Consider the following 13,212-nt stretch of genomic DNA (forward strand, 5'->3'; position numbering starts at 1 on the left):
CACCACCGTCACAGTCGATGGGGTGTTTGGTTCCTCATCATGAGTTCCCAGTTCAACATTCCAGATAGACTCGTGGTTCATTTGAGCATCCATGCTCACCCTGAACTCCGGGCACACTGTAGGTGATGTCGGTGACCCAAACCTTGTTGGGTTCTACGACATCGAACTGGCGTTTCAGTAAATTGGGTGAGGCGACCGCTGGCTTACCGCCGTACTTTCCAGGGCGGCGTCGATAACCTGTCTGAGAGCGCAGCCCTTCAAGACGCATCAGCCTTGCCACACGATGGCGCCCGCAAACTTCACCGACCTCGCGCAGATCGTCATGGATTTTGCGATAGCCATAAACGCCGCCGCTCTCCAGCCAGGAATGCTTGATCAAACCCAGCAGTCGCTGGTCGTCTTTAGCACGTGCAGATTGCGGCTCAGACAACCAGGCGTAATAGCCGCTGGGATGGACTTTCAGCGTCAGGCAAAGCCGTCGAATGGAGTAGTCGCCGGCTCGCTGCTTGATAAAGGCGTACTTCAACCGCACTCCTTGGCAAAGTACGCGGCGGCCTTTTTTAAGATGTCTCGCTCTTCAGTAACACGCTTTAGTTCGGCTCGCAGACGACGCAACTCAGCGTGCTGATCTTCGTCTTGCTGCCGTTCTTCTTGAGGTTTGCTGTAACGTTTTATCCAGGCATAGAGGCTATGCGTCGACACGCCGAGACGGGCCGCCACATCAGCGACAGGCAGCTTCTTTTCGGTCACTTGATTGACCGCTTGTATTTTGAATTCTTCGGGGTAACGCGGGTTGCTCATGGCACCTCCTAATTGGCCTCAGTTTAAGGCAAAGAGGTGTCTACGAAACTAGGGGCGATTCACTCCTTGAAGGCAGGTGAGTCCTCTGGACTGGCATCGCATCTAACCTCTCTGGAAACAATGACCAGTTGGCCCTGGGAGGCAGCGCTGGTCATTTCGTCATTACTCAGTTCAGTGGAAGCTTCTCGCGATCGAGGCCACCTGCCTTCTTCCACGCTTCAAAGCGATGGGTTGCTGCGCCGAAGCTGATCTCCATTTCCGCACCAACGGCATACCGACTTTTTCCAGCATCAAAAAGCCGGTAGCACACCTCAATGCCCCGATCGGTCAGCTTGCCGCTCTCGAACTTATTGGCAGGATCGCGAGGATCGAGCTCAGGGATATCGGAAGCATCGGGGACAGGCGCCAAGAGCGTTTTCAGGTTGGCAAATCCGGTCATCACGCGCTCTAAACCTGAGGTGATGTTATCGATGGCATCGCCAACTGCTTTTGGATCGTAGTGGGTGTTCATCTCGCTGCGCTCTCTGTGTGTAGGCAGGTTACCTAAGGAGAGGCATTTATAACCGGCCTCTGCACAAACCGCAATAACTTTCTGTAGGTTACCTACAGAAAGAAAAAGGGAGGGAATGGAGCGACGGTAGCCACGGGGATTTGGAGGTTGGCCCAGCCATTGCGCACAACTCTGATTGACAGAACAGCCTAGCAGGCGCCAGGCGCCTCTCGCAGCATCACTTGCCGCGCCCTGTTCGCCGTGGAACCAACTATTGTGTGAAACATGTGTGCTTTTCTCATTTATTCAGTGAATTCCGGCCAGCGGACTCACTAGATAAATGATTGTCTACCAGCGTTTGCTGGAGGTCTTGAAGCAACTATTTTGTGAACCTACACCGCCCAGCAGGGCATGGTCGCTCCCTTCACCAGCCTGGAATTTGCCCTGACCAGTGCATTAGGTGCGCCACCTGCCCAGGCGCGGGTGCAGTTCAAGTACATCGACGATTTTGGTGGGTTCTCTGCCATGCAGCAGGCCCCCCTGAACCCCTGATGCGCCCCATCGAGCCACAGGGGTCGACTCTTTACGCGTTAGCTGAAGCCATGACTATGCCATTTCAACGACCTATACGGGCGGGCCGCCATTTGGGCCCGTCGACCTTGCGCCTGGCCGGTGTCATGACCGGCGGTTTGATGTGTGCCGCCTTCGCCCGCACCGATGCGCTGGCGGCGCCTTTGCTGTTCGACCTGGACGCCTTTAGCAGTGGTGTTGCCTCAGCGGTAGACATTACCCGGTTCAACCAGGGTAATAACCTGAGTCCGGGTAAGTACCGCATCGATATCCTGGTCAATGGCCATCAGGCCGGGCGCCATGAGTTGCCGTTTAGCAGATTGCCCGGCGAAACCGGCGCTGTGCCGTGCCTGGATTGGGCGCTGCTCACGCGCCTGGGCATCTCCGAGGAAAAGATCGACGCCGAAAAGCCCAAAGACAATGCCCAGCCCCCAGCCGCCCCGGCACCCACTGCGATGTGCGGGGATATTGGCCAATGGATCCCCCAAGCCGTCGCCAACTTCGACGCCGGAGCCCTGGAGTTGTCCCTCAGCGTGCCCCAGGTGTACATGAAGAGTTCGGTACGCGGTTATGTCGATCCCTCGCTGTGGGATGACGGCATTGATGCGGGGCTGGCGAGTTATCACTTCGCCGCCTCCAGCGCCACCCGCGGTGAGGGTGACGACCGGGCCTATCTGGGGGTCAACAGCGGCCTGAACCTGGGCAGCTGGCGCTTGCGCCACCAGGGCGCGCAGGCCTGGAACTCGAAAACCGGCATACAGACCTACCAGAACACGGCCACTTACCTGCAACGCAACTTCAATACCTGGCAGTCGCGCCTGACCATCGGCGACAGTTTCAGCAGCGGCCAGGTGCTGGAAAGCACGCGGATGCGCGGTATCAGCCTGGCCACCGACGATCGCATGTTGCCGCAGTCGCAGCAGGGCTATGCGCCGGTGGTACGCGGTGTCGCCGATAGCAATGCCACCGTGACTGTCAGCCAGAATGGCTACACCATTTACGAAACCACAGTAGCCCCTGGCCCCTTTGTAATCGACGACCTGTTCCCGACCGGGTATGGCGGTGACCTGACCGTCCGTGTGACCGAGGCCAACGGGCGCATCACCAGCAACATCATTCCTTACTCGGTGGCGCCGCAGTTGCTGCGCTCCGGTACCAGCCGCTACAGCGCCACCTTCGGCCAGGTACGCCAGAGCGGTTTCAAGGGCGCTAACCCGATCACCTTCCAGGGCACGTTGCAATATGGCCTGCTCGATGACCTGACACTGTATGGCGGCACCACCTATTCCGAGGGTTACCTGCAGGGCAAGGTGGGCGTGGCGGTGAACACGCCGCTGGGGGCGTTTTCCCTCGATGCCACCGATTCGCGCACCCAAGTACCGGGGTATGGCGATGGCGTGGTGTCGGGGCGCAACCTGGGTATCAGCTACAACAAGAACCTGCCCCAGTCGGGGACCAATTTCGTGCTGGGTGCCTACCGTTTCTCCACGCCGGGCTACTTGAGCCTGAGCGACGCGGTCAGCGTGCGGCAGTTGAACAGCCTGGGCAGGGATATCGACACCTATGCCCGGCGCAAAAGCCGTATCGACCTGACGGTTAGCCAGAAAGTCGGCAGTGGTTCGCTGAGTTTCTATGCCAGTTCGTCCGATTACTGGGGCCGCCAGCAGGGTCGCGAAACGTCCTACAGCATTAGCTACGGCGCAGCCTGGCGCCGCATCAATTGGAACCTCTCGGCCCAACGCTCGCGCGTCGAAGACAGTGGCGAGCCCAGCCAACAACAATTGAGTGATGACGTTTTCTTCAGCCGCACCAGCGCTCTCGGCAGGGTCGACAACCGATTGATGTTGACCCTGTCCATGCCTCTGGGCGGCGGTGCGCGCGCTCCGAACATCAGCACCACCCTGGTACGCAATACCGGGCAAACGGGCAGCACCCTGCAAGAGCAAGTGGGCATCGACGGAATCCTCGATGACGAGGCGTCCCTCAGCTACGGCCTCTCGGGCAGCCGGGCCACGGGCGCCGGCAACCCCCAGGGCAACTTCAATGCGTATGGCAACTACAACGGCGGCATGGCCAACATGCGCGCTGGCTACAGCCATGCCAACGACGACAGCCAGGTGTCCTTTAGCGCTAACGGTGGGCTGATTGCCCACGCGGGGGGCCTGACCTTCTCTCAATACCTGGGCGAAGCTTCGGCCCTGGTGCATGTGCCCAACGCCGAAGGGGCGTTGTTGAGCAATAGCTACAACGTCAAGGTGAACAAGGCTGGCTATGCGGTGGTGTCATCCCTGCGGGCCTATCAGACCAACAATGTGGGCATCGACCCCCATGGCACGGCCCAGGATGTGGAACTCAAGGAAGCGACCCAAACCGTGGTGCCGACCTTGGGCGCGGTGGCGTTGCTCAAGTTCGAGACAGTCAGCGGCCGCGCCGTGGTGGTCAAGGCCGCGCAGGAAAACGGCCAACCCCTGCCATTTGCCGCCCAGGTGTTCAATGAACAGGGCACTGAAGTGGGGGTGATCGGCCAGGCCAGCAAGGCGTTTGTGCGGGGGATCGCCGAGCAGGGCACCCTCACCGTGAAATGGAGGGACGGCGCCGATGGCCGCTGCTACATCCACTATCAACTGCCGCTGCAACCGCGCGGGCAACGGCAGCAGAGCGCCGACCTGCTGCACAGCCGTTGTGTCTCCACGCCCGTACGTCAAGAAGTGAGTACCCGATGAAGCAGTGCACTGCGAAAACACTCCTGGGCGCAGCAGGGCTGTTCGCCTGCGCCGTCTTGAACATCCCTGTGGCCCACGGCTTGGGCATTAGCTGTGACGGAAACCCGCCAACCGTACTGTCGGTGCCGCCAATCAGCGTGCCGGCCAACCCGGTTGTGGGGCGCCCGATTGGCGAGCCCGACGGTTATGTCATCAACGCCCCCAACGGCTTGCGCTGCACTTACGACCCCACCGTTGTGATTGACCGTTACTCGCATATGGGCATGCCGGCCAACACACCATGGACAGGCTTGGAGTTCGGTCATTCCGGCCTGGCCTTGCCGGTCTATGCAACGGGCTTGCCCGGCGTTGGCTTTGTGATGATGGCTAAGGATCGCGACATGGGGCCTATGAAACGTGTTACTACCGGGGTGACCATTCTGCGCGGGCCCGAGAGGCCGGGGCTGCCGGTCTGGGGAATGGAGGGGCGGGTGATCTTCATCGCCACGGGGCCTATCCAGGGTGGCGCGATACCGTCGCGTTACTACGCACACCTGAGCGCCGGCTACTACCAGCATCACCAGTTCCACTTCGGCAACATTATCGTTAACCCTCCGCGCAAACCCACGTGCTCGGTATCCACCCCGGCGATAGCGATCAACCTGGGCAAAGTCGCGGCGCGGGAGTTTACCGGGGTGGGCAGCGTCGCCGGCTCGGCCAGCGACACTATTGCACTGCAATGCAGCGGCGGCGAAGGACCGACCCGGGACGTATGGGTGACCCTGACCGACCAGACCAACACCGCCAACCGTGGCGATCAACTGTCCCTGACCCCAACCTCCACCGCCCAAGGCATCGCCCTGCAATTGCTCCACAACGGAACACTGCTGCGCTATGGCCCGGACTCCGCGGCCGAGGGCAACCCCAATCAGTGGCAGGCCGGCGCTGCCGGAAATGGTGTATTCAACATTCCCCTGGCGGTGCGCTACATCCAGACCGAAGCGGTGGTCAAGCCTGGCAGCGCCAATGGCCTGGTCACATTCACGATGAGCTACCGATGAAGCGCCGTTTGCTCTGGGGGTGGGTGGCGGCGTTGCTGGTGGGCAGTGCCCGGGGGGAAATCGTGATCGACAGCACCCGGGTGATCTTCCCCATGGAGCGGCGCGAGGTCACCCTCAAGTTGAAAAACGAAGCCCCGGATCCACGGCTGGTGCAAGTCTGGATCGATGAAGGCGACCCCCAGGTGCAAGCCGAATACAGCGATGTGCCGTTCACCATCAGCCCGCCGATCCTGCGCATGGAGGCCGGCAAGAGCGCGGCCCTGCGCGTGGCTTACCAGGCAGCGCAAGGGCTAGGGGTGCCGACGGACAAAGAGTCGGTGTACTGGCTCAATGTGCTGGGTATCCGGCCCAAACCTGCCCAGGCCGACGAACAGGCCAGCAGCCTGCAGTTTGCCTTCCGCAGCCGCATCAAGTTGTTTTTGCGCCCCGTTGATCTGCAGGGGCAGGCCCGCGACGCCCCTGCTCAGCTGCAGTGGCGTCGAGGGGAGGGCACGGTGGTGCAGGTGCGCAACCCTGGCAGCTATCACGTCACCTTGTCTTCGGTGGTCGTGAGCCTGGGTGGGGTGGAGTATCGCAATGAAGACCCGCCGATGATCGCCCCGGGGGCCTCGGCGACCCTCCCGCTTGATGGCTTGCCCGACACATGGCCGCCCAACGTCAAGTTGCGCTTTAGCACCCTGGACGATTACGGCAACACCCAACAACACGAGGCCACTCTATAAGGCGGTAAACACCCGGCGTGCCCCGATGCGTTGGTTCTGCTGGGGGCTCTACAGGTGCAACAAACCCCTTGTCTCTAGGGCAGAGAAAGGGATTTGATACAGAATGCGGACAAAGCCATTTACGCTGTGTAGAATCGGGTTACGCATACAATAATAAAGCCTCCTGTGCAGAGGCCTCGCCCGTACGAGAGTGGGTCGACAATGAAGCTACTCGGGTTCCAACTGATCTACGGTGATTTTCTTGCCCGCAGCGTGCGTGGCATCTCCTGCGCGCCACCCGCGCCCATCGGTTATTGAGCAACTAACGTTCCGTTAACTCTAATAATGATGAGGCGCCAACCATGGCAGATTTATACGAAAACCCAATGGGCCTGATGGGCTTTGAATTCATTGAATTCGCATCGCCTGTGCCCAACACCCTGGAACCGATCTTCGAGATCATGGGTTTCACCAAAGTCGCGACCCATCGCTCCAAAGCCGTGCATCTGTACCGCCAGGGCAGTATCAACCTGATTCTCAATAACGAGCCCAACAGCGTGGCCTCGTATTTTGCCGCCGAGCACGGCCCGTCGGTGTGTGGCATGGCGTTTCGCGTCAAGAATGCCCAACTGGCCTACTCCCGCGCACTGGAACTCGGCGCCCAGCCGATCCACATCGCCACCGGCCCGATGGAGCTGAACCTGCCGGCCATCAAGGGCATCGGCGGCGCGCCGCTGTACCTGATCGACCGTTACGGCGAAGGCAGCTCCATCTACGACATCGACTTCGTCTACCTCGAGGGCGTCGATCGCAACCCACCGGGTGCGGGCCTGAAGATCATCGACCACCTGACCCACAACGTGTACCGCGGCCGCATGGCCTACTGGGCCGGGTTCTACGAGAAGCTGTTCAACTTCCGCGAGCTCCGCTACTTCGACATCAAGGGCGAATACACCGGCCTGGCCTCCAAGGCCATGACCGCCCCCGATGGCATGATCCGCATCCCCCTCAATGAAGAGTCGTCCAAGGGCGCGGGGCAGATCGAAGAGTTCCTGATGCAGTTCAACGGCGAAGGCATCCAACACGTGGCCTTCCTCACCGATGACCTGGTCAAGACCTGGGATCAACTGAAAAGCATCGGCATGCGCTTTATGACCGCGCCGCCCGACACCTACTACGAAATGCTCGAAGGCCGCTTGCCCAACCACGGCGAGCCGGTAGACCAACTGCAATCGCGGGGCATCCTGCTTGACGGCGCCTCGGAATCCGGAGACAAACGCCTGCTGCTGCAGATTTTCTCGGAAACCCTGATGGGCCCGGTGTTCTTCGAGTTCATCCAGCGCAAGGGCGACGATGGTTTCGGCGAGGGCAACTTCAAGGCATTGTTCGAGTCCATCGAGCGCGACCAGGTGCGCCGTGGTGTGTTGAGCGCCGAATAAGGCCATAAAAAATCCCGGGCGGCTGCGATGCCGTCCGGGATTTTTTTCGCCTGCCCGTCAGCGCCGCTGGCGCATCACGTGCTTGGCGCCTTCGCCCGCCAGCACCAGCACCGCGAGCCAGATCGGGAGGTAGGTCAGCCATTCCTCGGGCTTGATGCCGTCGCCCAGCATCAGCGCCACGGCCAGCAGCAATACCGGCTCGACATAGCTGAGCAAACCGAACAAGCCAAAGGCCAACAAGCGGCTGGCGATCACATAGCACGCCAACGCCGAAGCACTGAGCAGCCCCAGCAGTGGAATCAACCCGTACATGGCCGGGCGGGTGGTGCCCACGGCAAAACCCTGGGCGCCGCTGTGCACAAACCACCAGGCAATGGGCAGCAGCAGCGTCATATCCAGCCACAGGCCGCCCATGTTGTCGGTGCCGATGCGCCGGCGCAGCACGAAGTAACCGGGGTAGCCCAGGGCCACCAGCAAGGTGGTCCAGTTCACGCTGCCCACTTGGTACAGCGCATTGGCCACCCCGAGCAGGGCCAGCACCGCGGCGATTTTCTGTGGGCGCGACAGGCGCTCGCCGTACACCACGCGCCCGGTCAGCACCATGGTCAGTGGCAGCAGGAAATAGCCCAGGGACACGTCCAAGCCGTGGCCATTGACCGGCGCCCACAAAAACAACCACAACTGCACCCCCACCATCGCCGATGACAGCAGCAGCACCGGGATCAGCCGCGGAGCGTCCAACACCCGCCTCAGCAGTTGCGTAACCTGCTTGAGTTCGCCCAGGGCCAACATGAACAGGGTCATGCACGGCACCGTCAGCAGCATGCGCCAGCCGAAAATCTCCATCCCGTCCAGTGGCCCCAGCAACGTGGTGTAGAAGTACATGACGGCGAACAACACCGAGGCCAGAACCGATAAAGCAATACCTTTAGACACAGTGTCCTCGCGAGACCTTGGCGTTTTACGCAGATGAAGGGTGGTTGTTCTGGGGTGGGAATATATTGCTTTTGCTGTGAGACGTTTACTCTGTTTCCGGGCTTAATATGGGAAATTTTCTCGCATCTGGATTTGGCCATGTCCTACCCCGACCTCGACGCCTTCGACCTGGCGATCCTTGAGCACTTGCAGCGCGACAACAGCATGGCGCTGCGCATCATCGGCGAGCAGGTCAGCCTGTCCACGGCAGCGGTACAGCGGCGCATCAAACGCCTGCAAAACAAAGGGGTCATCACCGCCAATACCGCAGTGATCGACCCGCAATCGGTGGGCAAACCCATCACCTTGCTGGTGGAAGTGCACGCCGAACGCACCCACATCGAAGACCTCGACGTGCTCAAGGCGCAAATGTCGGTGCCGCAAGTCCAGCAGTGCTACTACGTCACCGGCGAAGCCGATTTCATGCTGGTGATTGTGGTGGAGACGATGAAGGCCTATGAAATCCTCGCCCGCCAACTGTTCTACGAAAATCGCAACATCAAGTGGTTTCGCAGCATCGTGGTGATGGACCGGGTCAAGGTCAGCCTGGATGTGCCGTTGGCTTGATAGCGCGGCAGGGGTAGGCCTTATGTGGGGACAAGCCTGCTCGCGATAGCGATCTATCCCCTACCTCAGTACTGGATGTAGCACTGTCATCGCGAGCAAGGCTCGCTCCCACCAAGCCCCATGCATTGCGCCAAGGCCGGGTAAGGTTTGTGGCCCGTTGCCCTGGGTCAACAACCCAATCTGGCACGATAGTCACAATTAGAAATATTTTTCCGAAATCCCCTACATAAAGCCTCAAGCCTGGCCGATATCCCAATCAGGCCCACACACTAACTACAACAGTGGCGCCAGCCTGTGAGGGGGAACATTCCCGGCCTGACAGTGTGAACGGCACGGAAGCTCGCCGCCCTACATCACCGAGAGTCGTCCTATGTCCCTTCGTCAACTGAACATTGCGCCAAGAGCTTTCCTGGGTTTTGCGTTCATCGCATTGCTCGTCGTCATCCTGGGGGTATTTGCGGTGAACCGCATGGCGGTGATCCGCCAGGCTTCAATCGATATGGAACAGGTACAACTGCCCAGCGTCGCTTACCTGGGCAACATCACCGATAACGTGTTGCGCTTGCGCATTATGTCGTTCCGTATCCTGGTCAACCGCGACCCCGCGGCGCTGCAAGAGGCCCAGACTCGCGTCGGTGATTTGGTAGGCAAACTCAAACAGGCGCAAAACAGTTATGCCGCGCTGCCGGCCGAAGTGGACGAGGCCGCGTTGTACAAAACCTTCGTCGCTACCCTGGACAACTACCTGCAAGCCCAGGAGCAGATGCTAGCGCTCTCGCGCCAGAACAAGCTCGACGAGATGCAGGCCCTGATTAACACCCGAATCAAGGACGGCACCGACAAAATGGGCGAGCAGCTCAGCCAGTTGGTGAACATCAACAATGCAGGTGCCAAGGCTGCCTCGGCAGTGGCTGGCGAGCATTACAGCGAAGCCATCAGCGGGATCGTCGGTGTCGCGGTGATCGCTGCGCTGCTTACCGTGCTGCTGGCCTGGCTGCTCACCCGCAGCATCGTCGCGCCGCTGAACAAGGCGCTGTACGCCGCGCAAACCATCGCCGGGGGCGATCTGACCAAAGCCATCGAAGTGGACGGCAAAGACGAACCGGCCCAACTGCTCAAGGCCCTTTCCGACATGCAAAGCAGCCTGCGCCGCACCATCGAGCAGATCGCCGGTTCGGCCACGCAGTTGGGCTCAGCCGCCGAGGAGCTCAGTGCCGTCACTGAAGAAGCCTCCCGTGGTCTGCAACAGCAAAACAACGAAATCGAACAGGCCGCCACCGCCGTCAACGAAATGACCGCTGCGGTAGAAGAAGTGGCGCGCAACGCGGTGTCCACCTCCGAGGCGTCCAACCAATCGACCCAGGCGGCCCGTGAAGGCCGCGACCGTGTGGTGGAAACCGTCGGCGCGATCCAGACCATGACCCAGGACGTGCAAAACACCTCGGTGATGATCGAAGGCCTGGCGGCCCAGGGCCGGGATATCGGCAAGGTGCTGGACGTGATCCGCGCCATTGCCGAGCAGACCAACCTGCTGGCCCTCAACGCGGCCATCGAAGCGGCGCGCGCCGGTGAAGCGGGCCGTGGCTTTGCGGTGGTGGCCGATGAAGTGCGGGCCTTGGCCCACCGCACGGCGCAATCGACCCAGGAAATCGAAAAAATGGTCGCCGGTATCCAGAACGGCACCGGCGAAGCGGTCAACTCCATGCAGCAGAGCAACCAGCGCACCCAGACCACCCTGGAAATGGCCCGTGCCGCAGGCGTGGCCCTGGAACAGATCACCAGCTCGATCCACATGATTAACGAGCGCAACCTGGTGATCGCCAGCGCCTCGGAAGAACAGGCGCAAGTGTCCCGCGAAGTGGACCGCAACCTGGTCAACATCCGCGACCTGGCCACCCAGTCGGCGGCGGGCGCCAACCAGACCAGCGCCGCCAGCCACGAACTGTCGCGCTTGGCGGTGGATTTGAATGCGATGGTGGCGCGTTTTGTGATCTAAGGTTCAGGGTCCCATTCGCGCCACTCAAGGAGAAGTGCATGCGCTATTCGGCCCTGACTCAACGAATCGCCGGCGAGGGAGCGGCAGCCTGGCGGATTCATTACCGCGCTATAGAACTGATAGGGCAGGGCGTGGACGTCCTGCTGCTGTCGGTGGGTGACCCGGATTTCGACACCCCGGCGCCCATTGTCCAAGCAGCCATCAATAGCCTGCGCGCAGGCGATACCCATTACTCGGACACTCGCGGCAGGCCTGGGCTACGCGCCGCCATTGCGCGCCGCCAGCAGCAACGCAGCGGCCAAGCGGTGGGTATCGACCAAGTGCTTGTGCTGCCCGGGGCGCAATGCGCGGTGTACGCGGTGGCACGCTGCCTGCTGGACCCAGGGGATGAGGTGCTTGTCGCCGAGCCCATGTACGTGACCTATGAAGGCGTATTCGGCGCCTGCGCCGCCACGGTGGTGCCGGTGCCGGTGCGTTCGGCCAACGGTTTCCATATCGACCCCGCCGACGTCGCCGCGCGCATCACCGGCAACACTCGCGCGCTGTTGCTCAATAGCCCCAACAACCCGTCCGGCGCCAGCCTGTCCCTTGCGACCTGGCAGGCCCTGGCGCACCTGTGCATTGCCCACGACCTGTGGCTTATCAGCGATGAGGTGTACAGCGACTTGCTCTACGAGGGCGAGCACGTCAGCCCTGCGAGCCTGCCGGGCATGGCTGGGCGCACCGCGACCATCAACAGCCTGTCCAAGTCCCACGCCATGAGCGGCTGGCGCCTGGGCTGGGTGATTGGCCCGCCGGCCCTGGCCAATCATCTGGAGCATCTGTCGCTGTGCATGCTGTTCGGCACCCCGGAGTTTGTGCAAAAAGCCGCCCAGGTCGCGTTGGAGGCCGATTTGCCGGAGTTGGGGCGCATGCACGAGGAATACCGCCAACGCCGCGACCTGGTATGTGCCGCGCTGCTCGGCTGCCCGGGGCTTAACCCGGTCAAGCCCGACGGCGGCCTGTTCGTGATGGTCGATGTTCGTGCCACCGGCCTGGGTGCCCAGGCGTTTGCCGAACGGTTGCTGGAAGATCACGGCGTCGCGGTGCTGGCTGGCGAAGCGTTCGGGCCCAGCGCCGCGGGGCATATCCGCATAGGGTTGGTGGTGGATCAGGCGCGGCTGGCTGAGGCATGCCGGCGGATCACGCGCTGTGCCGCGCAGTTGTTGGCGGTGCCGGTCAGTTAATCAAACCGGCGGCGATGTTGATGGAAAACCCCAGGATGGCGGTGTTGAACAGGAACCCGATCAGCGACTGTGCCAGCACCACCTTGCGCATGCCCCGGGTGGCAACGCCGACATCGGAGGTCTGCACGGCGACGCCGATGGTGAAGGAGAAATAAAGGAAGTCCCAATAATCCGGCGTGACCTCGCCTTCGGCAAAGCGCAGGGCCGGGCCTTTGCCGTCCCAGGTGTAGTACAGCCGGGCGTAATGCACGCTGAAGATCATGCCGATCAACAGCCACGAGCCGACCACCGTCAACCCGGTAAACCCGTAGTGCTGCCAGCGCTCGGCGCTGGCCAGTTCGCGGCTGCCGCTCAGTTCCAGGCCGATGGTGGCCAGGCTGGCAATCGCCGCCAGGCACACGATAAACAGCACCAGGGCGGCGTTTTCGTCCTCCACCTCGGCAATGCGCCGCACCCGGTCGGCGTTGGCCCGCAGGGTCAGCCACAGCATCAGTACCAAGTAGGTCCAGACACCGCTGTTCCAGCCGATGAGGATTTTATTGAGCAGGGTGTCGGCGGGTGCCAACACCCCCACCGCCACACCCAACAGGGCGGCGGCGGTGAGGCGAGGGTGGGTGCGGATGAGATGGGGCATGGTGGCTCGACGGCATTGATGTCAAAACACCATAGCCCAGTTGGAAGGGA

At 61.2% G+C, this 13,212-nt stretch carries 11 protein-coding genes and 1 pseudogene; 8 read left to right on the top strand and 4 right to left on the bottom strand.

Annotation, left to right across the window (positions count from 1 at the left end; translation table 11 throughout):
• Positions 1–118: 118 nt before the first annotated feature.
• Together AC19YT_RS14525 and AC19YT_RS14530 are read right to left on the bottom strand one after the other, a co-directional pair.
• Positions 119–801: pseudogene (locus AC19YT_RS14525) on the bottom strand (IS3 family transposase); the annotation flags it as partial.
• Between the two features lie 166 nt (positions 802–967).
• A complete protein-coding gene (locus AC19YT_RS14530; protein WP_181077509.1) occupies positions 968–1,312 on the bottom strand; it encodes a hypothetical protein in 345 nt (114 codons plus the stop codon).
• 390 nt (positions 1,313–1,702) lie between these two features.
• On the opposite strand from AC19YT_RS14530, the gene AC19YT_RS14535 reads away from it, so the two are divergent.
• From AC19YT_RS14535 to hppD, 5 genes are all read left to right on the top strand, one after another.
• Positions 1,703–1,843, top strand: coding sequence for a fimbrial biogenesis chaperone (locus AC19YT_RS14535; protein WP_500610494.1), 141 nt, complete (start codon positions 1,703–1,705; stop codon positions 1,841–1,843).
• Between the two features lie 50 nt (positions 1,844–1,893).
• Positions 1,894–4,584, top strand: coding sequence for a fimbria/pilus outer membrane usher protein (locus tag AC19YT_RS14540; RefSeq protein WP_500610495.1), 2,691 nt, complete (start codon positions 1,894–1,896; stop codon positions 4,582–4,584).
• Entirely contained in the window at positions 4,581–5,624 is a 1,044-nt protein-coding gene (locus tag AC19YT_RS14545) for a fimbrial protein (protein WP_176465087.1), read from the top strand. Before AC19YT_RS14540 ends, AC19YT_RS14545 begins: the two co-directional genes overlap by 4 nt.
• Entirely contained in the window at positions 5,621–6,346 is a 726-nt protein-coding gene (locus tag AC19YT_RS14550; RefSeq protein ID WP_500610496.1) for a fimbrial biogenesis chaperone, read from the top strand. Before AC19YT_RS14545 ends, AC19YT_RS14550 begins: the two co-directional genes overlap by 4 nt.
• Before the next feature lie 341 nt (positions 6,347–6,687).
• Positions 6,688–7,764 carry a 4-hydroxyphenylpyruvate dioxygenase gene (hppD, locus tag AC19YT_RS14555; RefSeq protein ID WP_500610497.1) on the top strand — a complete coding sequence of 359 codons (1,077 nt, stop codon included), beginning with the start codon at positions 6,688–6,690 and terminating at the stop codon, positions 7,762–7,764.
• A gap of 57 nt (positions 7,765–7,821) precedes the next feature.
• Here hppD and rarD read toward each other — a convergent pair whose 3' ends face one another.
• Positions 7,822–8,700 carry an EamA family transporter RarD gene (gene rarD / locus AC19YT_RS14560; protein ID WP_500610498.1) on the bottom strand — a complete coding sequence of 293 codons (879 nt, stop codon included), beginning with the start codon at positions 8,698–8,700 and terminating at the stop codon, positions 7,822–7,824.
• Positions 8,701–8,838: 138 nt separating this feature from the next.
• On the opposite strand from rarD, the gene AC19YT_RS14565 reads away from it, so the two are divergent.
• From AC19YT_RS14565 to AC19YT_RS14575, 3 genes are all read left to right on the top strand, one after another.
• The gene (locus AC19YT_RS14565; protein WP_095108440.1) at positions 8,839–9,306 is read left to right on the top strand and encodes an Lrp/AsnC family transcriptional regulator; all 468 of its coding nucleotides are present in this window, start codon (positions 8,839–8,841) and stop codon (positions 9,304–9,306) included.
• A gap of 370 nt (positions 9,307–9,676) precedes the next feature.
• Positions 9,677–11,302: a methyl-accepting chemotaxis protein gene (locus tag AC19YT_RS14570; protein ID WP_095108439.1), complete on the top strand. Its 1,626-nt coding sequence runs from the start codon at positions 9,677–9,679 to the stop codon at positions 11,300–11,302.
• Between the two features lie 38 nt (positions 11,303–11,340).
• Positions 11,341–12,528, top strand: a complete 1,188-nt coding sequence (locus tag AC19YT_RS14575) for a pyridoxal phosphate-dependent aminotransferase (protein WP_500610499.1) — start codon at positions 11,341–11,343, stop codon at positions 12,526–12,528.
• On the opposite strand, the gene AC19YT_RS14580 is transcribed toward AC19YT_RS14575, so the two are convergent.
• Positions 12,521–13,162 carry a DUF1345 domain-containing protein gene (locus AC19YT_RS14580; protein ID WP_095108437.1) on the bottom strand — a complete coding sequence of 214 codons (642 nt, stop codon included), beginning with the start codon at positions 13,160–13,162 and terminating at the stop codon, positions 12,521–12,523. The genes AC19YT_RS14575 and AC19YT_RS14580 overlap by 8 nt on opposite strands.
• Positions 13,163–13,212: the final 50 nt, after the last annotated feature.

This window comes from Pseudomonas sp. MF08875, assembly GCF_059862525.1.

Bases quoted from the DNA above. Each gene is read 5' to 3' on its own strand.
- AC19YT_RS14530 (WP_181077509.1), bottom strand. From the start codon at position 1,312: ATGAACACCCACTACGATCCAAAAGCAGTTGGCGATGCCATCGATAAC.
- AC19YT_RS14535 (WP_500610494.1), top strand. From the start codon at position 1,703: ATGGTCGCTCCCTTCACCAGCCTGGAATTTGCCCTGACCAGTGCATTA.
- AC19YT_RS14540 (WP_500610495.1), top strand. From the start codon at position 1,894: ATGACTATGCCATTTCAACGACCTATACGGGCGGGCCGCCATTTGGGC.
- AC19YT_RS14545 (WP_176465087.1), top strand. From the start codon at position 4,581: ATGAAGCAGTGCACTGCGAAAACACTCCTGGGCGCAGCAGGGCTGTTC.
- AC19YT_RS14550 (WP_500610496.1), top strand. From the start codon at position 5,621: ATGAAGCGCCGTTTGCTCTGGGGGTGGGTGGCGGCGTTGCTGGTGGGC.
- hppD (WP_500610497.1), top strand. From the start codon at position 6,688: ATGGCAGATTTATACGAAAACCCAATGGGCCTGATGGGCTTTGAATTC.
- AC19YT_RS14565 (WP_095108440.1), top strand. From the start codon at position 8,839: ATGTCCTACCCCGACCTCGACGCCTTCGACCTGGCGATCCTTGAGCAC.
- AC19YT_RS14570 (WP_095108439.1), top strand. From the start codon at position 9,677: ATGTCCCTTCGTCAACTGAACATTGCGCCAAGAGCTTTCCTGGGTTTT.
- AC19YT_RS14575 (WP_500610499.1), top strand. From the start codon at position 11,341: ATGCGCTATTCGGCCCTGACTCAACGAATCGCCGGCGAGGGAGCGGCA.
- AC19YT_RS14580 (WP_095108437.1), bottom strand. From the start codon at position 13,162: ATGCCCCATCTCATCCGCACCCACCCTCGCCTCACCGCCGCCGCCCTG.